Here is a 23,852-nt window from a genome sequence, read left to right as displayed (position 1 = left end):
GAGAGCTATGAGTGGTAAATGTCCTGTAATGCATGGTGGTAATACCTCCACGGGCACGTCTAATAAAGACTGGTGGCCGGAAGGGATTAACCTGGATATCTTGCACCAGCAAGACCGCAAATCAAACCCGATGGACGTAGATTTTGACTATCGGGAAGAGGTCAGAAAGCTCGATTTTGACGCGCTCAAGCAAGACGTCCACGCGCTGATGACCGACAGCCAGTCCTGGTGGCCAGCTGATTGGGGTCACTACGGCGGCTTGATGATCCGCATGGCATGGCACTCTGCGGGCACCTACCGTCTTGCCGACGGCCGCGGCGGCGGTGGTACCGGCAGCCAGCGTTTTGCACCACTCAACTCCTGGCCGGATAACGTCAGCCTTGATAAGGCGCGTCGTCTACTGTGGCCGATCAAGAAGAAGTACGGCAACAAAATTAGCTGGGCGGACTTGATGATTCTGGCCGGCACCGTTGCCTATGAATCTATGGGGCTTCCTGCCTACGGATTCTCATTTGGCCGTGAGGATATCTGGGAACCCGAAAAAGACATCTACTGGGGCGATGAGAAAGAGTGGCTGGCACCTTCCGACGAGCGCTACGCGGACGTTGAAAAGCCGGAAACCATGGAAAACCCGCTGGCTGCCGTGCAGATGGGCCTTATCTACGTTAACCCTGAAGGTGTTAATGGTGTGCCCGACCCGTTGAAAACTGGCCAGCAGGTACGTGAAACCTTCGCCCGTATGGCGATGAACGACGAAGAGACCGCTGCACTCACAGCCGGTGGCCACACGGTAGGTAAGTGTCACGGTAACGGCGATGCGGCAGCGCTGGCGGCTGAGCCCGAAGCGTCAGATGTTGAAAACCAGGGCTTTGGCTGGGGCAACCCAACCATGGCTGGCAAGGCGAGCAATGCCGTAACGTCTGGCATTGAAGGCGCCTGGACAACCAATCCGACCCAGTTCGACATGGGCTATTTTGACCTGCTGTTCGGCTACGAGTGGGAGCTGCGCAAGAGCCCGGCCGGTGCTCACCAGTGGGAGCCGGTGAACATTAAGGAAGAGGATAAGCCGGTTGACGCCAGTGACCCCTCTATCCGCCACAATCCGATCATGACCGATGCGGATATGGCCATGAAAATGGATCCGACCTATCGAGCCATTTGCGAAAAATTCATGGCGGATCCTGAGTACTTCAAGCAAACGTTCGCCAAAGCGTGGTTCAAACTGACCCACCGTGATTTAGGCCCGAAAGCGCGCTACATCGGCCCGGAAGTGCCCGCTGAAGACTTGATCTGGCAGGATCCCATTCCGGCTGGCAGCACTGACTACAGCGAAGAAGTCGTTAAGCAGAAAATCGCCGAGGCCGGCCTGAGCATCAGTGACATGGTCAGCACCGCCTGGGACAGTGCCCGCACTTACCGCGGCTCTGACATGCGTGGCGGCGCCAACGGTGCCCGCATTCGTTTAGCGCCTCAGAAAGACTGGGAAGGCAACGAGCCTGCGCGCCTCGCCAGCGTATTAGCAGTGTACGAGAAGATTTCTGCTGACACCGGCGCCAGCCTTGCGGATGTAATTGTTCTAGCGGGCAGTTTTGCGATCGAAAAAGCCGCTAAAGCCGCAGGCTACGACGTTCGCGTACCTTTCCTGAAAGGGCGTGGCGATGCTTCTGCCGAGATGACCGACGGCGAATCGTTCGAGCCGCTAGAGCCGCTGGCTGACGGTTTCCGCAACTGGCAGAAGAAAGAGTACGTGGTCAAGCCGGAAGAGCTGCTGTTGGATCGCGCTCAACTGATGGGGCTGACCGGGCCGGAAATGGTCGTGCTACTGGGCGGTATGCGTGTACTCGGCACCAACTACGGTGGCACCAAGCACGGCGTATTCACCGACCGTGAAGGCCAGTTGACTAACGACTTTTTCGTCAACTTGACCGATATGGGCAACAGCTGGAAGCCGGTGGGCAAAAATGCCTACGAGATCCGCGACCGTCAAACCGACGCCGTGAAGTGGACGGCTACCCGCGTTGACCTGGTGTTCGGCTCTAACTCGCTGCTGCGCTCCTACGCGGAAGTCTACGCCCAGGATGATAACGACGAGAAGTTTGTCAAAGACTTCGTCGCCGCCTGGACGAAAGTGATGAACGCGGATCGCTTTGACGTCGCCTAAGCGCTCACACTAAGTACTGGGCACTGTAGTTCTTGTGTAAGTAAGCCTGCATCTTAGGATGCAGGCTTTTTATTGGGCGCTCACTAAGAGGCACCCAAGCGGGTGCCTCTTAGCCTTATTCATGATGAGAAATTAGAACTCTTCCCACTCCGCTACTGCATGCTTTTGCTGAGTGGCCTGGGGAGGGCGGCTAGGCGCTTGAGGTAGTGCAGTGCCTGTCCGCGCTTTATGTGCTGCCGTATAGGGTAGCGCAGAGTTCTCAGCGCCACCTTCACTAAGCACAAACTCGTTCATCAGTTGATCCAGCCGTTGCGCATTGTCGCGCATATTGGTGGCAAGCGTGGCGCTCTGGCTGACCATGGCAGCATTCTGCTGGGTCATCATATCCATCTCTGCCACTGCTGTGTTGACCTGTTGGATGCCTGTGGTTTGTTCCCGTGCGCCGGCGGCAATCTCGGCGATGACATCCGAGACCTGGGTAACGCTGTGGCGAATCTCACTCATACGTTCAGCCGCCGCCTTAACGATATCGCTGCCTTCTCTTGAGTGGCTCACGGACATATCAATCAGCGCACGAATATCATGCGCCGCAGAGGCTGATCGACTGGCTAGCGTGCGCACTTCGCTGGCAACCACAGCGAACCCACGGCCCTGCTCGCCGGCGCGGGCAGCTTCCACTGACGCATTGAGTGCCAATATATTGGTTTGAAATGCAATTGAGTCAATCAAACCAATAATGTTGCTTATTTTATTGGCCGAATCACTGATTGCGGCCATCTTAGCTTCCATCTGGCTCATGGACTCGGTGCCACGCTCTGAGGCACTGGCGGCTTCTAGCGCGAGGCTATTCGCCTGTTCGGAGGCCTGGGAAGTATGCGCTACCGTGGAATGAATTTGTTCCATTGAGGCGGAGGTTTCCTGGAGGTTAGCCGCCGCTTGTTCGGTACGCGATGAAAGCTCATGGGTACCATCCGCCATATCGCTGGCATCGGATAATACCGTACGAGCGTTTTGGCGTACCTCCTGAAGGGTGGACTGCATGCGCTCCACAAAGGCATTAAAGCCGTGGGCGAGGTCGCCAATTTCATCCTGGGTTTTGGCTTCCAATCGGCGTGTCAAATCGCCTTTTCCTTTGGCAATATCGGCCATGGCGCTAGCGGTATGCTTGATCGGTGCGAGGGAGCGTCGCGCCGCATAGGCAACCACAACCAACAATAAGATCAGCAGTAGCCCACCGGCCAGCAGCAGCGACTGCAGTAGGCTGTTCGTCACGGTCGTAAAGGCGGTGATGGGCACGGTGACTCCGACCACCCAGGAAGTGCCTTCCACTGGGCTCCACATGAGCATGGTCTGCTCGCCACTGGGCATGGTTATTTCACCGGAGCCCGCCGTGCCGCTGAGTATCTGCTGACTTAGCGCATCCAGCCCTTGATAGCCCTGCTGGTCGGCATCGGTGTAATTGAGCGACATGCGGTACTCTTCAACCGGATGCGCAATGACCTGCCCTTGGCTGTCGATTAACCAGCCGTAGCTGCCTTCGCCCACATTAATATCGGAGGTGATATCAGAGACCGCGGCCATGGAAACGGTCATGCCCAGCAATCCCGCTCGATTGCCGCGTTCATCGAATACCGTATCAGCAACAATAGCCGTTGGTAGGCCGCTCACCATGGAGATAACCGGATCGCTGAGCAGACTATCCTGGGTGCCGTCCGTCACTAAGGCTTTGAAATAAGGACGTTCGCCTATCTGCAAGTTGACGCCAGCGTGCGTTAACGTAGCACCCGTGGCATCAGTGAAGAACAGTGACTCGATGGTGCCCCCCGGCGGGTAGCGCTTTTCGAGCCAATCGCGGTGAGAGGCAAGCGGCACGTCTTCCACCAAACGCTCATCCTGAGCAAGTACGGAGATCCAATTACGGTACCCGGTAATCCATCGGCTGATCTCATCGGCCCGTGCTTCTACTTGCCGTTTACCGGCATTATCGATTAACGCTGGAATAGCCTGGTTAAGCTGTTGATTGACCACAAAGCCTAAAATAACGGCTACCACTAAGAGAGGAATAGCGACAGCGACCAGCAGTTTCTGCGTCAGTGAGAGACGAGAAATTTTTTTCATTTGTTGCCTCGATATGTTGGCCAGAAGCTGATCACAAGAATATTGGTGAGTGTCATGTTCTGGCTGTTTTATGGTTCCCTGGAATTTTTTACAGCCGCTAGTCATTAACAGCCGATGACTCTTAATGTTTGCTAGTTTTATTATTTTTAATTGAACTAAGCCTTCGGTTTTAATGGCAACGCGGCTAATGGGAAAGTGCACTTTAATAGCTAGTAAAGTGGAACTAAGTAGTGTGTTCCCATTGTTCAATGTGGCGACTCTTTTAGCGCTGCCAAAGCGGCTTGATTGGTCTGCCGCCATCACGAAGGCCATGATATCGCTACAAGGCATGGCGTTCTTTTCCGCGAGAGAGGCGAACAATATCGGCCATCACGGCTAGCGCAATTTCAGCCGGAGTTTTACTACCCAGATTAAGCCCAATGGGCATGGCAATTCTTGCTACCTGGCTTTCTGTCAGGCCGCCGGAACGTAATAGCCGCTCTGCCCGCTGTTGCGAGGTTTGCTGGGAGCCCATAACGCCAATGTAAAAGGCTTCCGTTCGGACGGCTTCGATCATTGCTAAATCATCGATACGCGGGTCGTGGGTCAAGGCGACAACCGCCGTATTGGCATGGCAACCGCCTGAGGCGATAAACACGGAGGGCAGTACCGCCTGCACTTCCACTCCGGCGACATCGAAATTTTTCCGAGCTTCGTCTCTGGGGTCGCAGACAATCACCTCAAAGCCCAGCGTTTGGGCAAACAGGGCGCATGGCGCAGAGATCGCGGAGATCCCCGCGATAATCAGCCGTAGCGCAGGGCCTATGCGAATATTGACGCTAGCTGTATCGAAGGTAACGGCGGGCTCGGTGTTATTCGAGAGGTTAAAGCGCTTGCCGCTGCCATCCAACTTGATACAGCGGGTTAGCGGTTGGCGACCCAGTAACGTGGCATGCATCACTTCTAGGTGAGTGAGGTTTTCGGTGTTGGGCGCTAGCCGTTCAACCAGTATTTCTAGGCTACCACCGCAGGGTAAACGAATATTCGCTGAACCAGCATCCCCGCCATAGCGCACCCGTTGAACCGGTTCGTTAAACTCACCCTTTTGAAGCCGTGCGATAAAGTCCTCTTCGACACAGCCACCTGACAGTGACCCCAGATAGTCGCCTGTCGAACATGCTACCAGCATGGCACCCGGCTCCCGGGGTGCTGAGCCAAAGGTTTTTAGCACCGTACACAGCCAAACGGTCAGCCCCTGGTTGACCCACTTCAGCGCCCGTTCGATAACCTGTAGATCAAGATGGTGCATTAACTCGCCGCCTCCAGGGGAAGTCGAAGGGCGGCTTTCAGTGCATCGCGAATGGTGTCAGGGGTAAAAGGGGGATGGGTAAAGCGTACCCCCGTGGCATCAAAAAGCGCGTTGGCAATCGCGGGAGCGCCGGGCAGTGAGGCGGACTCCCCAACACCGAGTGGGGGCAGTTCAGGGCGATCAAGCAGCATGACGTCGATGGGAGGAAGCTCCGAGAAACGCAGGATGGGGTAGCCACCCCACTCTCTGCTGGTCGGTAAACCATCCTCAAAGGTTACCCGCTCCTTTAACGTGCGGCTGAGCATCTGGATCACATTGCCATGCACCTGATGGCGAACGCCGGCGGGGTTCACCATCAAGCCTGCATCCTGGCCTACATATAAGTTCTCGATGACAACCCGCCCACTCTTCACATTGACTTTTAGCTCAATCACCCAGGCGGCGAGCGCGGCACCAAAGCCTGGAAATTTACTATGTACGTACTGGGCGTAAGCGAAGCCTCGGCCGTAGTGCCACTCTCCATCGCTTCTCGGGTTGGTGTTGGCGGTACAGGGTTTCCAGTTCGCATGTTCGGCTAACGCTTCGGCAAGCTCGCAGGCGCGGTTATCGGCTAAGTAGCGCAACCGATAGGCGACAGGATCTTCACCCGCCAAGTAGGCGAGTTCATCAATATAGCTTTCGTGGGCGAAAGTGCTGGGCAGCGCCGAGACACCCCGCAGCCAGGAGGCGCGCACCAAGGTCGGGACGTCGTCGCACACTATTTGGCGATGAGGGTAGCGGTAGGGCGGTACCGACGTTCGATCTCCCATCTCAAAGGGGATATCAATGGGGGAGGCGGCGCCGGTCAGCAGCAGTGCCAGAGTGGGCGCACTGTTAGAGGGGTAACGGGTATTAAAGCGATAGCCTGCCGGGCTGCCATCTGCGTTCAAGCCGCCCTGGATGGCCATATACTGAGCAGCCCCTTTAGGCTCCCAGGTGTGCTCCTGCTCACGGGTTAGTTGCACACGAACAGGTCGACCCACCGCCTGAGACAGCAGCACTGCATCCGCGCCAACGTCGTCGGCGCAGTTGCGGCCATAGCAGCCTGAGGTTTCCATGCGGGTAATGGTGATAACGCCTTCATCCAAACCGGTAAGGCGGGCGAGGTCGGCGCGCAGGCTGTGTGGATTTTGGGTGCCCGACCATACGTGAAGGCCATCTTCGTTGGCATCGGCGACAGAGCACGAAGGGCCGATGGAGCCATGCAGTTGGAAAGGCCACACATAGTGACGATTGAGCGGATGTTGCGCGGCGGCCAGAGCGCTGTCGAGATCACCCTCTTCGAGGAGTATGCGCTGTTTGCTGGGCAGGTCGAGCAGTGCTTGCTCTATGTTGTCCAACTGAGGCAAGCCTTCGATTGGGCGCCACTGGATCTTTAGCTGTTTGGCTGCGGCAGCGGCCTGCTCTTCACGCTCGGCCACCACGCCAACAAAGTCACCGACCACCACGACACTTACCACACCTGGCAAATGAGCCACAGAGCTTTCATCTACCGCGATTAAACTGTTGCCAATAAAGTCGCCGCTATCATGGCCTACATAAGGCGGACGAATCACTCGCCCATGCAGCATGTTGGGCAGGCGTAGGTCGTGGATAAAAGTCAATTGCCCGGTGGCCTTGGCGGGTATATCCACGCGGGAGGTCGATTGGCCGACCAGGGTATAATGGCTGACCGGCTTAAGCGGCACCCCATCGGCAAGCTTTAATGCATGACGGGTGCCCCGCAGCAACTCCCCAAAGCTAACGGATGAGCGGTTATTATCACTTGGCGTAATAGCGCCGTTCTGGCAGCTAAGTAGTGAGCGCTCAGTGTCAAAGTGCTTTGCTGCCAGTGTTAATAGGTACTCCCGCGCCTGAGCGGCAGCTCGGCGTAAAGGCTCGGCAGTGATCTGAATCGACGCACTGGCAATGGTGGGGCCTTGGTTGGGGGCTTCAACGGAGTTGCCCAGCACCATGGTGACGCTGTCGAACGCGACGCTAAGCTCTTCTGCAACAATTTGAGCGAGCGCCGTGCGTATGCCAGTGCCCAGGTCTACGTGGCCGTTGAAAGCCACGATCTGGCTATCGCTCAACACGGCAATGAATATCTCGGGCTCATGGGGGGTGAAGTTTGAGTGTGTACCTGGCTGTCCGGGCGCGGGCTTGGGGGGTGTAACCGGGTCACGATAGATCACCAGAACATCAGACCCATACAGCAGTGACTCTCTTGTATAGTCTGATTTATCAGCCATGCCTGCCTCCCACGCTAGCGTTTTAGGTAATCAGTGCAGATTAATTTGAGATGATCAAAGAGCGATAACTAAGGTAAAATTATAGCGTGTGCGCCATAAAAGCATGATGAATTGATCCAGCGCAAGCAGTATTTAATGCGTTGATGCATCATTTTGTTAACCAGTGCCATACTCGATACACATCGTCGCTAATAGATTAAGGATATGGAATGACAACGGATAGTGCGCTCAAACACTCGTCTACCGGCGAACACCCCACACCTTCAGAGCAGGGGTATGATTTTTCTGAGCAAGTAGGCCATCTACTGCGTAAAGCCTACCAGCGGCATACGGCTATTTTTCAGCGCTACAGCAGCGATAAACAGCTCACTGCTATTCAGTTTGTCACGCTGTGCACGGTGATGGAGCGAGGCCCCAGCTCGCTAACCGATATCGTCAACGCCACGGCGATTGATCCAGCCACCATCCGTGGCGTCATTAAACGCCTTAAAGCACGTGAGTGGATCTCGCTTACCACCGACCCCAATGATCAACGCAAAGTCATGGTGGTGATCACCGAGCCCGGTGCGGCATTAGTCGAGGGCATGGTGCCCAGCGCCAAGCAAATTAGCGATCAGACCATGAAAAATCTCAACCCGGCAGAGCGGATCGCTTTGATGCATCTGCTGGAAAAAATGAACGCGGATGGGTGAGCCAAAAGAGAGGCTCGCGCTCCCGCGCTTTTGGGGTACGCCTAACGCTTCATTAAGTAACCCAGCGTTTCATCCAGCCCAACCACATCCCCATACTTGCTATCGATATCAAACAGGTTAGCTTCATGGGGCGCGGGGTGGCGATCGCCCACACAGTCACGTACCACCATCACCCGAAAGCCGTGCTGTACGCCGTCAACGGCGGTGGCGCGAATGCAGCCGCTGGTGGAGCAACCGGTAATGATCAGCGTATCGATCCCTATGGCGACCAGCGTGGAAGCCAGCGAAGTACCAAAGAAGGCGCTGGCATACTGCTTGGTCATTACCAGCTCATCTTCACGGGGTGCCACCTCGGGGCAGAACTCCGCGTAAGGGTTGCCCGCCACCATCGCCCGCATGACCGGCGCCTTCTTGACCCAAATGCCGCCATCGATTTGATCCGGGGCGTGATACAGGATGTTGGTGTGGATAACAGGCGTGCCAGTGCGCCGTGCGGTATTGAGTAGCGGCGGCATATTGGCCACCGCATCCACCACGCCCTGGGCAAATAGCGGCGAACCGGGCGTGGTGTAGCCCTGCATAAAATCAACCACCAGCAGCGCGGGGCTTTTGCCAAAACCAATGCGTCCATCCCAGACGCCTTTGTAGTTGTTATCTAAGCTGTCATCTAAAGAGCTGTCTCCAGCACCGCTGCTGCTGGCTGCCTGGTTGGGGGTCGTCATAGCGCTATCTCCTAGTAAGCTCCTGATAAGAGAGCACCTGCACCTGGGACAATAGGCTCTAAATCGAGCGCCTTGAGCATGGCATAGGTAGTCGCGATAGCTGCGGTAACCACCGGCTTGCCGGTCAGGGCTTCGACCTTGGCGACGGCCGGTAGTGACGGCATTTGCACACAGGCTGACAAGACGATAGCGTCCACGTTACTTAAATCGAGACTGGCGACGATCTCGGGGAGATTGGCGGGGTCGTGACGAGCAACGTCCAGATTGTTGGGGATCTCAAGCGCCCGGTAGTCGAGCACGTCAATGCCTTCCTGACGGATGTAGTCGACCACCATTTCGGTCAGCGGCTTCATGTAAGGCGCCACGACCACCACACGTTTGGCTTTCATCACACCTAGAGCATCAACCAGCGCACCGGCGCTGGTGACCACCGGCGTATCGCAGCCGTTCTCTTCGGTGCGGCTGCGCAGACGCTTTTGCGACTCTCGGTGGTAGCCGGGCCCCATCGCCATAATGGCAACCAGACAGGCATACCCCATCACATCCACTGCTGCATCGGAGAGCTCCAAGGCACAGCGGTCAGACTCCGCATCCATAGCGGCCAGCTCGTCCTTGCTGACGGTTTTCATACGCATACGGCTGGAGTGGAAGGTAAAGCGTTCCGGGCGAATCAACTGCCGTGCAGCGAGCATGGCAGGTATCTCGGTCTCCATGGTGATATTGGAGCTGGGAACGATCTGGCCGATACGGTATGTTTTAGTGGTAGCGCTGGAGGTCATGATTATTGGCCTTTGTTAGAGTTGTGTACCCAGGAAGTCTTCAAACGCGGCAAAAAAGCCCTCGAAGTCATCCCAGGGAATCATGTGACCCGCTTGTTCTGCGGTAGAAATACGAACCGTCGGTAGCAGGGTGCGTATTTCGGCGCGATCCTCATCCTGGATAACCCCGCCCTTGCCTGCACACATCAGCAGCGTGGGTACTGTGATATCGGGGAGATCCTGGTGGATATCGACGCTATGGAACTCTTCAAACGCCTGAACGATGGCGGGCTCAAAGCAAGTGTGTAACCACTCGGCGCGTAATCGCAGCTGCTCGTCGCTCCAGGTGGGGCAGTAGTGGCGCATGGTCTCGATATCGGCACCCCGGGTGCAATCGCGAATCGAATCCACGTACCAGGGCAGCTTGCTGGGGTACTCACGGCGTCCTGGCCCTGAAACCGGTGGGTCGATCAGTACCAGTTTGTCGATGCCTTTGGCGCCGCGACTCATGGCGCGTAGCGCAAAGCGCGCACCCATGGAGTGGCCCGCCAGAATGACATCGCTCAGACCCAGCGCATCGATAAAGGCGATCACATCGTCGGCGCAGGTGTCGGTGTCGTAGGCGAGGTCAGGCCCGGTGGACGACAAGCCGCGTCCACGGACATCCAGCACATAAGTGTCGAAATGCTGACCGAGCCGCTCGGCCACAAAACGCCAGGTGATGGCCGGGCTGGTAATGCCCGGTATCAGTACCAGCGGCTGGCGCGAAGTCTCGGCGCTGTCGGCAAAGCGCAGGTAGTGCTGACGAATACCATTGGCGTGCACGTTGGCGCCATAGAGATAGGTGCTGCTCATGCTGGGCTCCCTTGACTGGTTGGTTGCTTCAGCGGTACTTCAAAGGGGTCATAGGCGAATACCCAGGCCGGGTCTTCATCTTCCCGTAACCAGGTATTGTCGTGGGAAACCTGCTGAACCCGCGAGGCGCGTTCAAAACGGTTGGTGCGGTAAAGTTCGAATGCCTGCTGGTAGTTCTCGGCGCCCACTTCCTCCAGGCAGCGCACTAGCATGGCAGCATCTTCAATTGCCATAGCGGCGCCCTGGGCCATATGAGGCTTCATCGGGTGGCAGGCATCACCCAGCAGCACTAGCCGGTTTTCATGCCACAGGGGCAGCGGGTTGCGCTCCAACAGCGGCCACTTGGTGACGCTTTCGGTGCAGTCGATCAGCGCTTGCACAGTGGGGTGGTAACCCTCGAAGGCCTTGCGCATTTCTTCGCGAGAGCTATCAACAAAAGAGGTGCCATGGTTCCAGTCGGGCTCGGGTACGCCGGTGACGTAGTAGTACTCCTTCTCGTCGCCGGTCACGAAGTACACCATCATGTGACGATCTTCCGACCACCACTTCACGCAGGCTTCAAAATCCAGGTCATAAGCCTTGAGTTTTTCTGCTGATATAATTGCCCGGTGGGCAATCCAGCCGCTATAGATCGGGGCTTCAGGGCCGAGCAGCTTCTCGCGCAGGCGTGAATTAACGCCATCAGCGCCGATTACCAAATCGGCTTCTTCGATTGAGCCATCGGCGAAGGTCATAACGACCTTGTCGCCGCTGTCATCCACATCGACCAGACGCTTATCAAAATGAAGATTGTCCTGGTCGAGCGTGCTGACCATCAATTCGTGCAGATCACCACGATGAACGGTGATGTAGGCCGCCCCATAGTTTTCGCGAGCAAACTCGCCCAGCGGGATGCGCGACTGATACTCGCCGGTCATACCGTTGCGGCTAAACCAATAGTCGGGGTGTGAGCCCATAGCATTGAGCTTCTCCTCAATGCCGATCCGGCGCATCACTTTCATCACGTTGGGGCCAAGGTGAATGCCTGCCCCTAGACGCGCAAACGCTGGTGCCTGTTCGTACACCTTGGTGGGGTAACCCGCTTGCTGCAGCAGCGCACCTGCAGCGGCGCCGCCAAGGCCTGCGCCAATAACGGCGATGGTGGGTTTGTTGTTCATATACTGGTTTCCTCGCTGTTTTATTCGCCTATCACTCGTTTCTGAATGCGTTCGTGAATGCTATAAAACAACGTATACACCATTTATTTTTTGGTCAAGAATTAGTTTCGAAATTATTTTTTAACAAGAATAGGGCGTTGTTTTTAAGTAAGTGTATGAATTTAATGTATTTATAGTTGTTTTTTTGGTTTTGTGCAAAAACTTGAAAAACGCATCCATTGAGTGCTATACGTTTATTAGGCTTGTTTTTATAGCGTATGCACCTTTAATGCTCGATGGGTATTAGCTCTGCACTTAGCTGGTGCAAGTCGATTGGCCGCATGTGAAAGGGAGATGAAAATAGGCTGGTTTAAGGTGCTACGAAGCGTGTTTGGCAGGCAGTATTTATTAGTAAAATCTAAGTCATATCCAAGCCCTATCCAGAGCAAGAGTGCGGGCTTAACAATAACGATGATGATCCCCTATGACGCTAAAGCTAACTATCAATGGACAAGAACATGAGCTGGCCGTGCCGCCGCAGATACCATTGCTCAATGTGTTGCGTAACGACCTGGCGCTCAATGGGCCTAAGTATGGCTGTGGTTTGGGCGAGTGTGGGGCATGCAGCGTATTGATTGATGGCATGGCAGCACGCACCTGCGTACTGCCCGTGTCTGCTGCCGTTGGTCATGAGGTAACCACCCTTGATGGTCTTTCCCAGAATGGTGAGCTTGACCCTGTACAACAAGCCTTTATCGATGCTCAGGCAGCCCAGTGTGGCTACTGTTTGAACGGTATGATCATCACTGTTCGTGCGCTGCTAAATCATAATACTCAACCCTCTGCGCAGCAGATTCGCACCGCTTTAGAGCATAACCTCTGCCGATGTGGCACCCATGTTGAAATTCTGCAGGCAGCGGAGCGTGCCGTGATCCTTAACGCGGCCGCGTTGCAGGAGGCACCTCATGACTGAAGGGACGATGCTCCATGGCCAGCAAAAAAAGGCCGGCATCCCCGCGCTGCTGGCGCAGGCACGTTTTGGTGTCGCCGTGCGTCCACCTTACTACCGGTGGAGTGGTGAGCGTTTTGAGAGTGATCGCTTAGTGGGCTTCGATAGCAGCAGCATTGCCTCACTACCTGGATCTATTGAAGTCGTGGTGGAAGGGAATTTTGTGGGGGTGGTTGCCGATAGTTTGGCCTTGGCGACCGATGCCGCTAAACAGCTGAAGGTTGAGTGGCAGGCCGTTCAGCAGACGCCCGAAAAAGCGCCTGAAAGCGATCAAGCGCCCTCTGATTCGCCTCTTGTTAAGTCTGGCCAGTCATACATGCATTCGAACCATGGGTATGGCTGGCCGAGTCGCATGCGCTGGGGCAATCACCCTAGCTGGGTAATTGCCGATTGTCGCGACCAGCAATTGAGTGTGTGGGGGCAAACTGTCACCCCAGCGGCGCTGAAACAGGATCTAAGCCGGTTAACCGCGCTGGATATTAGCCAGATTGAGCTTTACAGAGTTGATGGTAAGCACGCATCAAGTCAGGCCTCAGGGCTGGGTCGCCATTGCGGTGACGATGCCGCCGTAGATGCGGCGTTGATGTCGCGGACGGTGGGCGGCCCGGTAGCTGTCTGGCTGGATGCCCGCTACGCCAAGGATGTTCAGGCATTGGGCCAAGCGCAGCGAATTAGCCTAAACGCGGATATTGCCAGTAGTGGTGAGATAGCCCGTTATCACTATCAGCAGGCCAATCTCACCGGTGAGGTGGCTGCCGTAGGATTGTTGTTAAGTGGTAGGGCCGCGATAACAACGCCTAGCGCTGAGGCCACCGCCGGCGAGCAAGACACAACGCCGTTCTCGCCCTATGTATTTCGCGATCAATACCTTGCCGCACGCTCCCAGCCAGACTCGCTCTCTACCAATTCCACCTTGATGGGTATACAGCAGACGTTCGCTCGGGAATCTTTTTTAGATGAGGTTGCCCGCGAGAGTGACCAAGACCCTGTCGCGCTGCGACTTCGCCATCTTGACGATGCGCGTGGTATTGAGCTGGTTGAGTCCGTTGCTAAACGGGCCGAGTGGCAAAGGGCGTCCAATCCATCAGCGGACTCTTTACCCCAGGATCTATTGCGCGGGCGGGGTTTTGCCTACTCCCAACTACCTGACCGCGAACAACGCGTAGAATCGGGAGTGCGCTCTGCCTGGATTGCCGATGTTGAGGTCAATCGTATTACCGGCGATGTTCAGCTTACCCGTTTGGTGGTGGGGCAGGACGCTGGCCCTGATGTGGATACTAATCGCCTTCAGCAAACGCTACAGGCCCGGGTCTTGGGTGAAGCGCGCCCCCTTTTGGGGCAAGCGCCCAGTTTCGATGAGTGGGGTGATGGCAGTCGTGCGCTGACGGAACGTGAATATTCCGCCGTATTGCCACCCACCGCTTCTGCGCCAAGCACTGCTGATAAAGGCATCAATAAAACCGTCGGTGAAGACGTATTAACCGGTGCGGAGCTATCGCCGGGTGTTGCGGTAATAGCCAATGCGCTTTTTGATGCCACCGGCCTGCGTTTTCGCCAACCACCGTTTACCGCCAATCGCGTACGCCAAGCTCTCGAAGCTTCGTCCATCGAGAAGGCAGGGCGCCCATCTAAATTGAAACCGCCGCGGTCAATGAACCGGCGCTGGTTAGCCGCTGCAGCGTTTACCACCATTGCGGGCACTGCGGCCGTGGCGTGGCCGTGGAAAGGGGCCATTGCGCCTGTCTCACGGCCAGCCGCCAACCTCTACTCCGCCGAGACCATTGAGCGCGGGCGACTCGTTGCGGCTGCAGGCGACTGCGCGGCGTGTCATACCACAGAAGGTGGCGTGACCAATGCCGGTGGGCGCGGGTTTGAAACCCCTTTCGGGACGCTCTACAGCACTAACATTACGCCGGATGAGGCGACGGGGATTGGTCAGTGGTCTTACGCAGCCTTCGAGCGCGCTATGCGCCACGGCATTAGCCGTGATGGCAGCCACCTTTATCCCGCTTTCCCCTATACGGCGTTTGCCCAGACCAGTGATGCCGATTTACAGGCGCTTTACGCCTATTTAATGGCTCAGCCGCCTGTAGAGACTGAAAAAAACGCCAATGCGCTCACTTTCCCCTTCAGCGTGCGTAGCTTAATGGCAGGCTGGAATACGCTTTATCACGATGCAACGCCTTTCCAGCCTGACCCCATGCAAAGCGAGCTGTATAACCGGGGAGCCTACCTTGCCGAAGGATTAGGTCACTGCAGCGCTTGCCATAGTCCCCGCAATGCCATGGGCGCTGAGAAAAACGGCGAGTCGTACCTTGCCGGTGCCTTTGTAGATGGTTGGGAAGCGCCACCGCTTAATACGCTGTCGCGTGCGCCCATCCCGTGGAGTGAAACATCGCTTTACGACTATCTGCGCCACGGCGAATCTGCGCTACACGGCGTTGCCTCTGGCCCTATGGCCCCGGTGGTAGCGGGGCTGGCTGAGCTGCCTGAATACGATGTGCGGGCCATTGCTCACTATGTGGCCACCCAGATGCAGGCGCCAACAGGTAATAGCGATGCGGCTATGGCGGAGGCTACGCAGCGCGTGACCAGTGCAGCCGTTAGCTCAACCGGGATGGAGGCAGGGGAGCGGCTCTTCGATGGCGCCTGTGCGGCGTGCCATGTCGATTCTGGCGTTCCTACCTTTTCGAGGGCGAGCACTAATCTGGCGCTGAATACCAATTTGCACAGCGATCATCCCGATAACGTTATTCAGTCAATTTTGGGCGGTGTTCACGCCGAACACGTTCCCGGTATCGGTAGCATGCCAGGCTTTGCCGACAGCTTTAGTAACACCCAGGTCGCTGATTTGACGACCTACCTCCGAGCGCGTTTTGCCCCAGAGAAAGCGCCTTGGCAACAAGTAGAACAACGTACCGCAGAGTTACGCCAGCCTCACCACAACAACACTCACTCTACTCCCTGACGTAATAAAACGAGGTGGATTATGAAACGTAGTAAATGGATATGGCTAGTATGGGCCGTCGTCTTACTGAGCTATTTAGTGCCTTACACCCTCTTGAGCGGGGTCGCGCTCTGGTACGGCAGCTTCCTGTTTTGGATGTTGGCAGGGTTGGCCATCATTGCGCTGAATGTGTTTATCACTAAAGATTTTGAGGAGCACAGCAATGACTGAGTCACTCATCTGGTGGTCCATTGCCATCTACTTATTGATCGCTATTGGCATTGCGATTATGTCTCGCCAAGGCCCTTCCGAAAGTATGTCGGGATACTTCCTGGGTAACCGACAAATGAACGGCTTTGTCTCCGCGCTGAGCTACAGTGCCACGACGTATAGCGCATTCATGATGGTGGGCCTGGCAGGCCTTACCTATGCCGGCGGCGTTGGCGCCCTAGGCTTTGAAATTATCTATTTTGCTGGGGTTTCCCTGGTGGCTATTTTCGGGCCCAAATTCTGGGCGGTGGGCAAGAAGTTTGGCTTTGTAACCCCCAGTGAGATGCTCGGCCACCGCTACAACAGCAAACATGTGGCCATGGCTGTCTCCATTGCCAGCTGTATCTTCCTGATTCCCTACTCGGCCGTTCAGCTCGCGGGTGTCGGTTACCTGTTGCAGGGTATTACTGACGGCGCGATTACCTTTACTACCGGGGTGGTGCTGGCCACGGTCATCGCCATCTTCTTCTCCTATATCGCGGGTATTCGTTCGGTAATGTGGACCGACTCGCTCCAGGCCATCATGATGATTGTCGCCTCAACCTTGGTGGCCTTCCTGGTGATCCAGGGCTTGGGTGGTTTCGGCGCACTATTCGATACGCTGGCAACGGAACATCCGCAGTCGCTGACGGTGCCCGGCCCTGGCCTGTTCAGCTTTGTCACTTTCCTGGGGCTCACCATTCCCTGGTTCTTCTTTAGTATCTCCAACCCACAGGTCAGTCAACGCCTGTTTATGCCCTCTTCGCTGCGCTCCATGCGCCACATGCTGATTGGCTTCCTGGTGTTTGGTTTTATCTACACCATGGTCTCTGTGCTTTGGGGCTTCTCTGCCTTAGCCGCTTTCCCAAGTCTTGAGCGCGCAGATTTAGCCACGCCTACGCTGCTGGCCTCGGAGTTTGTTCCGCCAGTATTAGGGGTGATTGTGATGATCGGAATCATGGCCGCTGCCGTCTCTACTATCGATTCGATCATGCTGACGCTGGCGTCCATGGTCTCCCGGGACGTCTATGCGAACGTTAAACCGAACGTCAGTGAAAAGCGCCAACTGCTGGTGGGCAAGTTCGTGGTGCCGGTGATCGCACTGTTGGCGCTGGCCTTTGCCGAGCTGCAGCTTGACCTTATTGCGGTGCTGTCGGTGGCTGCTTCCTCTGGTCTGGTCGCCATGGTGCCCGCCCTTATCGGTGCCTTCTATTGGAAGCGCGGTACTGGCGTCGGTGCACTGGTAAGCGTGGTGGGTACCAGCGCCTTTGTACTGCTGATGTATGCCACTGGCAATTCACTGCTGGGCCTGCCCGCTGGCGTATGGGGCATTGTGGTCGCTAGTGTGCTGTTTGTTGGCGTTAGCCTTATGACCAAACCTCATCAAGCCTCTTCGGACGCCTTCTTTACCGCCATAGCGGAAGAGCTGGGTAAAAAGCGCCGTACTACCACCGATCAAGCGACGAAAGAGGCGGCTGCCTAATTGACGTTCAGCTTTGAACCGATAACACCATAGAGCGCTTGGTGTGCCCAAAGGCGAGCACGAGCGCTCTCAGCTAACACTTCCCAGTGCGGTATAGCTGTGCTTTGGCCTGGGAAGTTAGGAGACTTTATGGATCACGCAAGCTTTGCCGAGATTTGCCTCCATCAGCTAAAAATGTCCGGCGTACATGAAGGCGAAAAACTCGTTGTACTGACCCAGGGCAGCGAACGCCTTGATTATGCGGATGCCTTTATGGCGGCGGGGCAGCGTTTAGGCGCCAATATGTACCACATGCGGTTGCCCGCGCCGTTACCTACCGGTGGCTGGGCCGTGGGAACAACGGGGCTTGCCAGTATGCCCGATGCGGTGGAAGCGCTTAAAAACTGCGACATGTTGATCGATTGTATTTTCCTGCTGTTCTCTCCCGAACAAATGGCGATTCAAGCCGCAGGTACGCGCATACTGACGGCGGTTGAACCGCCAGAACTGCTGGCCAGAATGTTGCCCACCAAGGAGCTAAGGGAAAAGGTCGAACTGGCCGCCGCGCTGCTGGAAAAAGCCAAAGTGATGCGCATCACCTCGCCCCACGGCACTGATGTCACCTACCAACTGAATACTTATGAGACCGTTGCTGAGTATGCCTGTACCGACGAACCGGGGCGTTGGGATCACTGGCCCTCTGGCTTTGTGTTCACCGGCGGTGATGATGATGGCGTTGATGGCACCATTGTGGTGGCGCCGGGCGATATTCTGCTACCCCAGAACATGTATGTTCGAGAGCCTATTACCTACACCATTGAAAAGGGCTGGATTACCGACATACGCGGTGGGCTGGATGCGGAGCTAGTGAAATCTTATATGGATAGCTTTAACGATCCGCGCGGCATGGGCATGAGCCACGTGGGCTGGGGCATGAACCCTAATGCCAAGTGGCACCGCATGGTGCCCGGCGAGTTCCCGGGTGGTATGGGCATGGAACCGCGCAGCTTCTATGGCAACGTGATGTTCTCCACCGGCCCTAACAGCGAACTGGGCGGATCCAACGATACCGCCTGCCATCTGGATATTCCCATGCGCAACTGCTCGCTCTTCCTGGACGATGAGCCCATTGTTATTGATGGAGATATCGTCGTTAAAGAGCTGCAGATGGCTAGGGGTTAATACGCTAATAAGTAGTGATACTGATAAAAAGCCAGCGTTAACTATTCACTGAGGTCGGAATCAACCCGTAGCGGGGGTCTTTCGCCATGGATGGCGAAAGTAGCGCCCATGGATGGGTTCACAGCGCCCCCGCGTAGGGTTGTGCAGACCGTTGGGTTGCTTTTGCGGCTACTTCTTCCAAACCATTAACTGCTGACGATAATCTTCCTGCGCCTGACTGGCACTAAAAGGGGTTAACCACACTTCAGTGCCGGGTAAACACTGGGCCAGCGCAGCGCAGGCGATGGGAGTGAGGGCGCCTAAACGCGGATAGCCGCCAATGGTCTGGCGGTCGTTCATCAGCACGATAGGCTGGCCGTCTGGCGGAACCTGTACCGCTCCCAGCGGAATGCCTTCGGAAATAATCCCCGTGAGTGAGCCGTGTAGGGCTGGGCCGGTGAGGCGAACGCCCATACGATCGGCGCGATTATCCACTGTCCAGGGTTGGTTGAACGCTTGGAACAGCGCACGGCCGCTGAAAGAGGCGATTTGCGAACCGAGCACGATGGGTAACCGACAGCCAGACGCAGGCATGCATGGGCCCTGGCTTTCAGGAATGCGGCGTACAGCAGGGGCGGTGCCTTTCCAGATTAACCGGTCGCCCACTTTTAGCGGCTTGCCATCTTCATCCAGGCCACCCAGTTGCTCGCGGGCGGTGCAAGCGCGGCTGCCCAGCACCTCAGGCGCATTTAGTCCGCCGGGAAAGGCGAGATAGGCGCGCAAACCCTGGCGTGGTTGGCGAAATTCCAGACGCTGGCCCGGCAGTAGCTTGAAGCTGGTATTGGGTGCTAGCGGTTTGCCATCCAACTGGGCGTCTAGATCGGCGCCGGTCAACGCCAGGCGCACCTCGCGTTCGGTTTCAAAGCTCAAGCCGCCGCCCATGACGATTTCCAAAGCGGCGCTGTTTAAAGCGTTGCCCAGCAACCAGTTAGCCCAGCGAAAAGAGATCCAGTCGGCAGCGCCGCCCTGAGTAACGCCTAAGTGGCCGACGCCAAACCGACCGGCATCTTGGATAAGCGCCAGCGGCCCCGCTTGCTTAACCACTAGCCCCTTCTGTGTTTCATTCATAGCGACTTGGCTCATGGGCGCTCCTCCATGGGCGTAGTATCGCCACCGTCGGCTGCAAACTCTTCCCGGGAGATCGCTCTAAAGCGCACTTTGTCGCCCGGACGAAACAGCGGCTCGCCGCGTTTGGCATGCTCGAATAGCGGCACGTTGGTGCGACCCAGAATATTCCAGCCCCCCGGCGAAAGCAGCGGATAAATCGCAGTTTGGCGATCGGCAATGCCCACGCTACCGGCGGCGACTTTGCGGCGCGGTGTTTTCAAGCGCGGCGTCGCGAGAGATTCGTCTACCAAGCCCATAAAGCCGTAACCGGGGGCAAACCCCAGCGCGAACACGCAGTAGTCGTGGTTGCAGTGCTGCTCGATAAGCTCGTCAATACTTAAACCTGCGCGCTTGGCGACCAGGGGCAACTCGGGGCCCACGCTTTCGTCGTACCACACCGGGATATCGTGCAGCTCACCGGCTTGAGTATCCACAGGGGTAAGACCAGAAAGCGCCTTGTGAATAAGTTGAATCGCCTCGCTATGGGTTAACTGCTGGCAGTCGTAATGCAGCAACAGCGTGGTGTAAGAGGGCACCAGGTCAATTAACATGCTTCCAAAGGCGTTACGCAGCGCCTGGTCGGCGGCGATTACCCAGGCCATATTGGCTTCGTCGATGGCGTCGAACAGGCGCACCATCAGGGCATCCATGGCGGCGGTTTCAATGCTTTTTTCAATATTGGCTTTCACGCCTGCTCCAGCGCCTGAAAGGCCTCGCGAATAGCGCGTACGGCGGCCACTGACTCGGGGTTATCGCCATGAACGCAGAGCGTATCGCAGGCTAGGTGCAGCGGTGTTCCATCAAGCGCGGTGAGCGGCTCGCCTTTGGCCAGCATTATCGCTTGATCGACGATGGTGTTCTGTTCGTGGTGTACAGCGTTAGGCAGGCGTCGTGAGGCCAAGTGACCGTTGCCATCATAAGCACGGTCGGCAAAGGTCTCGAACCAGAGGGTAATGCCCATTTTGGCGGCCAGCTCGCGGTGCGGCTCGGGGTCGGCGGTGGACATAATCATTAACGGCAGGCTGGCATCATAAGCACGCACCGCGCGCATGACGCCTTCGAGCAGCGCCGGGTTGGCGGCCATGTCGTTGTACAGCGCACCGTGAGGCTTGATGTAGCTCAGTTGGGTGCCTTCCGCTTGGCAGATGCCCGCCAAAGCCCCTACTTGGTAGAGCACCATATCTTCCGCTTCTTCCGGCGAGCAGGCCATTGAGCGGCGGCCAAAGCCCATCAAATCCGGGTAACCTGGGTGCGCGCCAATGCGAACGCCATTTTGCACCGCTAGCTTGACGGTGCGGCGCATCACATGGGGGTCTGAGGCATGGAAGCCGCAGGCGATGTTGGCGCAGTCGACGAAAGGCATCGCCTCGGCATCCAGGCCGAGGTGCCAGTTGCCGAAACTTTCGCCCATATCGCAATTAAGCAGGGGGATGGCCATAGCGACTCCTGTGTCGATGCAGTGGTGCGTTTGATGGGTTAGCGCTGATTGTAGACCATCACCAATATATGAACATGGCTTGCCCAGTGCCAATCGTTTTTGACGATACTAACTATCGGACGCTTCTATCATATTGTTATTTATTGGAAAAAGGGTTGACGCTTGGGCACGATACGCTTATCACATTAGAAGCGGGGCGTGATAATAACGTTGGTGAAATAGCGCTGCTGGGAGTGGTCTTAAAGTTGCATAGTGTTCTTCAAGTTGCGTAGCTATCAGACCGTCATGAGCGTTAGCACTCCGCAGCTCTCTTTACGTGTCAGCTCGACAGCGATTTTTTACCCCAGAAAGTCATTTGCAGGCGAGTCACTATGCTCGATTTTAAGGAACTTGAGGCGTTCGTGTGGGCAGTGAGGCTCGGCTCCTTCCGTAAGGCGGCGACCCGCCTGCACCTTACTCAGCCCTCTGTTTCTGAGCGTATTTCACGCTTGGAAACCACGGTAGGAGAGCTGCTGCTGGAGCGAGCCGCCCGGCCTATTCAGCCGACTATGCGAGGCCGGGAGTTCTTTGTGCACGCCGAGCGGATGCTGCACCAGCGTGACGAGGCGATGAAGCTTTTCGATGATGAAGAGGCGTTTTCTGCACCATTGCGGCTCGGCACAATTGAAACCATCGCCCATAGCTGGTTTCCCGAATTTATGCGCCGTTTAACCGAACGGTATCCGCGTTTGACCATTGAACTGACAGTGGATTATTCGCCGGTGCTCAATGAGCGGCTATTGGGCAACGAACTGGACATTGTATTGGCGATGAATGGTTATTCACCGCAAAAGCAGATCGAGTACGAGTCCTTGAGCCCCTATGAAATGGGCATGTTTGTCTCTCCGCGCCACGTCAAGGTGCTGAGCGAGAGTGCCGACACTTGGGGCAAGCAGTTGCCGTTTATTTCATTTGGTAAGCAGGCTCGACCCTATGCAGAATTGGTGAGTTATTTGGCAGAGCTGGGAGTCGCTAATCCTCGTATCCATAGTGTCAGCACGCTAATGACCATTGTGCGCATGACCACCGAAGGGCTGGGGATTGGCGCGCTGCCCGTCGCCACCGTGCTGGATGAGTGGCAGCGTGGGGAGCTCTACCGTCTCTCGCTACCGGTGCCGTTACCGGCCATGCACTATGATGTGATATGGCGCAACGCTAACCACCCGCGCTTTTGTCGTGGGGTGGCCCGCCTGGCCCAGCAGTGTGCCTGCAGCTATGCCCAGGCGCGCCGTGCCGATATGACAACAACACTTTTCTCCGGGCGCTGGGTTACCGCCAGCGCCTCCTCTGGTACCACCGAAGCAACACACTATTAGCACCATACTATTAATAGAAATAAGAGGGTTCTTATGATGCGCAAGACAATAACGACTTCATTGCTACTGGCAACTGCGTGCGGTTTAACGGTGACGGCTCACGCTGCGGAATGGACTATGGCCACGCCTTACGGTGATGCCAGCTTTCATACCCAAAACAACAAGCAGTTTGCCGAGGATGTGGCTGAAGCCACCGACGGGGAGTTGACCATTACCGTTCATAGCGGCGGCTCGCTGGTTTCTCATGGTGAAATCAAGCCGTCGGTTCGCCGTGGCACCATCGATGCGGGTGAAGTATTCCTCTCCGTTCTTTCCAACGATGATCCCATTTTCGAAGTGGATACCTTGCCCGGTGTGGCGGGCAGCTACGAAGATGCCTATGCACTGTGGGAAGCCACCAAGCCGATGATCACAGAGCTGTTTGCCTATGAAGGCTTGATTCCGCTCTACGCCGTCACCTGGCCTGCGCAAGGTATCTATACCTCTGAACCTCTTACTGACCCGGAGCAGTTTGAAGGCTTGCGCGTTCGTGCTCCTAACATCAATACCCAGCGTTTTGTCGATAACCTGGGCGGTAGCCCTACCGAAACCGAAGAGTCTGATATACCCACTGCGTTCAGCACTGGCCGTGTGGATGCCATGATTACCTCAAGCTCTACCGGCAACTCCATGGCGGCGTGGGATTACGTGACTGATTACACCGACGCTAACCTATGGCTGCCCAAAAATATCGTCTTCATTAGCCAACGCAGTTTTGATGCCCTGGATGAAGCGACTCAGGAAGCTCTGATGGAAGCCGCCGCTGAGGCTGAAAAACGTGGTTGGGAAATGAGCCGCGAAGATAATCAGGCGAGCCTAGAAGCTCTGCAAGAGAACGGTATCTCTGTTTCAGAACCTAACGACGCCGTTTCAGAGGCACTCCAGGCAGCCGGTGACAAACTGTTTGAAGATTGGCAGTCGCGTGCTGATGACGAAGCCAAACAGGCGCTGGAATCCTATCGCGAGCAGCGCGACAGCTAAACGCTGTTGTAATGTCTCTTACAGCGGGGGTGGCAACGCCTCCG

General features: G+C 56.2%; 19 protein-coding genes. 9 read left to right on the top strand and 10 right to left on the bottom strand.

Translation table 11 applies throughout. The annotated features are described in order from the left end of the window. Positions 1-7 precede the first annotated feature (7 nt). Positions 8-2,161, top strand: coding sequence for a catalase/peroxidase HPI (gene katG / locus KF947_RS08850; RefSeq protein WP_227406009.1), 2,154 nt, complete (start codon positions 8-10; stop codon positions 2,159-2,161). 132 nt (positions 2,162-2,293) lie between these two features. Here katG and htc1 read toward each other — a convergent pair whose 3' ends face one another. The 3 genes from htc1 to KF947_RS08835 form a co-directional block, all read right to left on the bottom strand. Then, a complete protein-coding gene (htc1, locus tag KF947_RS08845; protein ID WP_227406008.1) occupies positions 2,294-4,279 on the bottom strand; it encodes a methyl-accepting chemotaxis protein Htc1 in 1,986 nt (661 codons plus the stop codon). A 319-nt stretch (positions 4,280-4,598) separates the two neighbouring features. Beyond that, positions 4,599-5,567 (bottom strand): XdhC family protein, encoded by a 969-nt coding sequence (locus KF947_RS08840; protein WP_227406007.1) that lies wholly within the window; start codon positions 5,565-5,567, stop codon positions 4,599-4,601. Beyond that, on the bottom strand, positions 5,567-7,837 hold the full coding sequence (locus tag KF947_RS08835; protein ID WP_227406006.1) for a xanthine dehydrogenase family protein molybdopterin-binding subunit: 2,271 nt from the start codon (positions 7,835-7,837) through the stop codon (positions 5,567-5,569). The genes KF947_RS08840 and KF947_RS08835 overlap by 1 nt, the downstream gene beginning before the upstream one ends. Positions 7,838-8,046: 209 nt before the next feature. Here KF947_RS08835 and KF947_RS08830 point away from each other — a divergent pair, with 209 nt between their 5' ends. Next, a complete protein-coding gene (locus KF947_RS08830; protein ID WP_223288529.1) occupies positions 8,047-8,529 on the top strand; it encodes a MarR family winged helix-turn-helix transcriptional regulator in 483 nt (160 codons plus the stop codon). Between the two features lie 41 nt (positions 8,530-8,570). On the opposite strand, the gene KF947_RS08825 is transcribed toward KF947_RS08830, so the two are convergent. Genes KF947_RS08825 through KF947_RS08810 form a run of 4 tightly spaced genes read right to left on the bottom strand, consistent with a single transcriptional unit; the run spans position 8,571 to position 12,021 of the window. Then, a complete protein-coding gene (locus KF947_RS08825) occupies positions 8,571-9,251 on the bottom strand; it encodes an N-carbamoylsarcosine amidohydrolase (RefSeq protein WP_227406005.1) in 681 nt (226 codons plus the stop codon). An 11-nt stretch (positions 9,252-9,262) separates the two neighbouring features. Continuing rightward, positions 9,263-10,030 carry an Asp/Glu racemase gene (locus KF947_RS08820; protein ID WP_133731522.1) on the bottom strand — a complete coding sequence of 256 codons (768 nt, stop codon included), beginning with the start codon at positions 10,028-10,030 and terminating at the stop codon, positions 9,263-9,265. 15 nt (positions 10,031-10,045) lie between these two features. Next, on the bottom strand, positions 10,046-10,864 hold the full coding sequence (locus KF947_RS08815) for an alpha/beta fold hydrolase (protein ID WP_133731521.1): 819 nt from the start codon (positions 10,862-10,864) through the stop codon (positions 10,046-10,048). Further along, positions 10,861-12,021, bottom strand: coding sequence for an FAD-dependent monooxygenase (locus KF947_RS08810; protein WP_227406004.1), 1,161 nt, complete (start codon positions 12,019-12,021; stop codon positions 10,861-10,863). The genes KF947_RS08815 and KF947_RS08810 overlap by 4 nt, the downstream gene beginning before the upstream one ends. 463 nt (positions 12,022-12,484) lie before the next feature. Here KF947_RS08810 and KF947_RS08805 point away from each other — a divergent pair, with 463 nt between their 5' ends. The 5 genes from KF947_RS08805 to KF947_RS08785 all read left to right on the top strand — a co-directional run bounded on the left by KF947_RS08805 (position 12,485) and on the right by KF947_RS08785 (position 18,849). Beyond that, positions 12,485-12,973, top strand: coding sequence for a (2Fe-2S)-binding protein (locus KF947_RS08805; protein WP_227406003.1), 489 nt, complete (start codon positions 12,485-12,487; stop codon positions 12,971-12,973). Next, a complete protein-coding gene (locus tag KF947_RS08800; protein ID WP_227406002.1) occupies positions 12,966-15,977 on the top strand; it encodes a c-type cytochrome in 3,012 nt (1,003 codons plus the stop codon). Before KF947_RS08805 ends, KF947_RS08800 begins: the two co-directional genes overlap by 8 nt. 21 nt (positions 15,978-15,998) lie before the next feature. Then, on the top strand, positions 15,999-16,187 hold the full coding sequence (locus KF947_RS08795) for a hypothetical protein (RefSeq protein WP_022521540.1): 189 nt from the start codon (positions 15,999-16,001) through the stop codon (positions 16,185-16,187). After that, a complete protein-coding gene (locus tag KF947_RS08790; RefSeq protein ID WP_133731518.1) occupies positions 16,180-17,688 on the top strand; it encodes a sodium:solute symporter family protein in 1,509 nt (502 codons plus the stop codon). Before KF947_RS08795 ends, KF947_RS08790 begins: the two co-directional genes overlap by 8 nt. Before the next feature lie 129 nt (positions 17,689-17,817). Beyond that, entirely contained in the window at positions 17,818-18,849 is a 1,032-nt protein-coding gene (locus KF947_RS08785) for a leucyl aminopeptidase (RefSeq protein WP_133731517.1), read from the top strand. A gap of 168 nt (positions 18,850-19,017) precedes the next feature. On the opposite strand, the gene KF947_RS08780 is transcribed toward KF947_RS08785, so the two are convergent. The 3 genes from KF947_RS08780 to KF947_RS08770 are packed head-to-tail and all read right to left on the bottom strand — an operon-like array spanning position 19,018 to position 21,433. Continuing rightward, positions 19,018-19,971 (bottom strand): biotin-dependent carboxyltransferase family protein, encoded by a 954-nt coding sequence (locus tag KF947_RS08780; RefSeq protein WP_133731516.1) that lies wholly within the window; start codon positions 19,969-19,971, stop codon positions 19,018-19,020. After that, positions 19,968-20,684 carry a 5-oxoprolinase subunit PxpB gene (gene pxpB / locus KF947_RS08775; protein WP_413614123.1) on the bottom strand — a complete coding sequence of 239 codons (717 nt, stop codon included), beginning with the start codon at positions 20,682-20,684 and terminating at the stop codon, positions 19,968-19,970. The genes KF947_RS08780 and pxpB overlap by 4 nt, the downstream gene beginning before the upstream one ends. Beyond that, positions 20,681-21,433, bottom strand: a complete 753-nt coding sequence (locus tag KF947_RS08770) for a 5-oxoprolinase subunit PxpA (protein WP_133731515.1) — start codon at positions 21,431-21,433, stop codon at positions 20,681-20,683. Before KF947_RS08770 ends, pxpB begins: the two co-directional genes overlap by 4 nt. Before the next feature lie 371 nt (positions 21,434-21,804). Between KF947_RS08770 and KF947_RS08765 the strand changes: the two genes are divergently transcribed. Further along, complete coding sequence (locus tag KF947_RS08765; RefSeq protein ID WP_223288524.1) at positions 21,805-22,788, top strand: LysR family transcriptional regulator; 984 nt, start codon at positions 21,805-21,807, stop codon at positions 22,786-22,788. A 36-nt stretch (positions 22,789-22,824) separates the two neighbouring features. Next, entirely contained in the window at positions 22,825-23,808 is a 984-nt protein-coding gene (locus KF947_RS08760; RefSeq protein WP_227406286.1) for a TRAP transporter substrate-binding protein, read from the top strand. Positions 23,809-23,852 lie beyond the last annotated feature (44 nt).

The organism is Halomonas sp. FeN2 (assembly GCF_020595105.1).
Taxonomy (GTDB): Bacteria; Pseudomonadota; Gammaproteobacteria; order Pseudomonadales; family Halomonadaceae; genus Vreelandella; species Vreelandella neptunia.
The sequence above is the reverse complement of the archived record's forward strand: the minus strand, read 5'-3'. Positions and strand labels throughout refer to the sequence as shown.

What these genes read in the sequence shown, in the direction of transcription:
- katG (WP_227406009.1), top strand. Translation starts at nt 8, where the DNA reads ATGAGTGGTAAATGTCCTGTAATGCATGGTGGTAATACCTCCACGGGC.
- htc1 (WP_227406008.1), bottom strand. Translation starts at nt 4,279, where the DNA reads ATGAAAAAAATTTCTCGTCTCTCACTGACGCAGAAACTGCTGGTCGCT.
- KF947_RS08840 (WP_227406007.1), bottom strand. Translation starts at nt 5,567, where the DNA reads ATGCACCATCTTGATCTACAGGTTATCGAACGGGCGCTGAAGTGGGTC.
- KF947_RS08835 (WP_227406006.1), bottom strand. Translation starts at nt 7,837, where the DNA reads ATGGCTGATAAATCAGACTATACAAGAGAGTCACTGCTGTATGGGTCT.
- KF947_RS08830 (WP_223288529.1), top strand. Translation starts at nt 8,047, where the DNA reads ATGACAACGGATAGTGCGCTCAAACACTCGTCTACCGGCGAACACCCC.
- KF947_RS08825 (WP_227406005.1), bottom strand. Translation starts at nt 9,251, where the DNA reads ATGACGACCCCCAACCAGGCAGCCAGCAGCAGCGGTGCTGGAGACAGC.
- KF947_RS08820 (WP_133731522.1), bottom strand. Translation starts at nt 10,030, where the DNA reads ATGACCTCCAGCGCTACCACTAAAACATACCGTATCGGCCAGATCGTT.
- KF947_RS08815 (WP_133731521.1), bottom strand. Translation starts at nt 10,864, where the DNA reads ATGAGCAGCACCTATCTCTATGGCGCCAACGTGCACGCCAATGGTATT.
- KF947_RS08810 (WP_227406004.1), bottom strand. Translation starts at nt 12,021, where the DNA reads ATGAACAACAAACCCACCATCGCCGTTATTGGCGCAGGCCTTGGCGGC.
- KF947_RS08805 (WP_227406003.1), top strand. Translation starts at nt 12,485, where the DNA reads ATGACGCTAAAGCTAACTATCAATGGACAAGAACATGAGCTGGCCGTG.
- KF947_RS08800 (WP_227406002.1), top strand. Translation starts at nt 12,966, where the DNA reads ATGACTGAAGGGACGATGCTCCATGGCCAGCAAAAAAAGGCCGGCATC.
- KF947_RS08795 (WP_022521540.1), top strand. Translation starts at nt 15,999, where the DNA reads ATGAAACGTAGTAAATGGATATGGCTAGTATGGGCCGTCGTCTTACTG.
- KF947_RS08790 (WP_133731518.1), top strand. Translation starts at nt 16,180, where the DNA reads ATGACTGAGTCACTCATCTGGTGGTCCATTGCCATCTACTTATTGATC.
- KF947_RS08785 (WP_133731517.1), top strand. Translation starts at nt 17,818, where the DNA reads ATGGATCACGCAAGCTTTGCCGAGATTTGCCTCCATCAGCTAAAAATG.
- KF947_RS08780 (WP_133731516.1), bottom strand. Translation starts at nt 19,971, where the DNA reads ATGAGCCAAGTCGCTATGAATGAAACACAGAAGGGGCTAGTGGTTAAG.
- KF947_RS08770 (WP_133731515.1), bottom strand. Translation starts at nt 21,433, where the DNA reads ATGGCCATCCCCCTGCTTAATTGCGATATGGGCGAAAGTTTCGGCAAC.
- KF947_RS08765 (WP_223288524.1), top strand. Translation starts at nt 21,805, where the DNA reads ATGCTCGATTTTAAGGAACTTGAGGCGTTCGTGTGGGCAGTGAGGCTC.
- KF947_RS08760 (WP_227406286.1), top strand. Translation starts at nt 22,825, where the DNA reads ATGCGCAAGACAATAACGACTTCATTGCTACTGGCAACTGCGTGCGGT.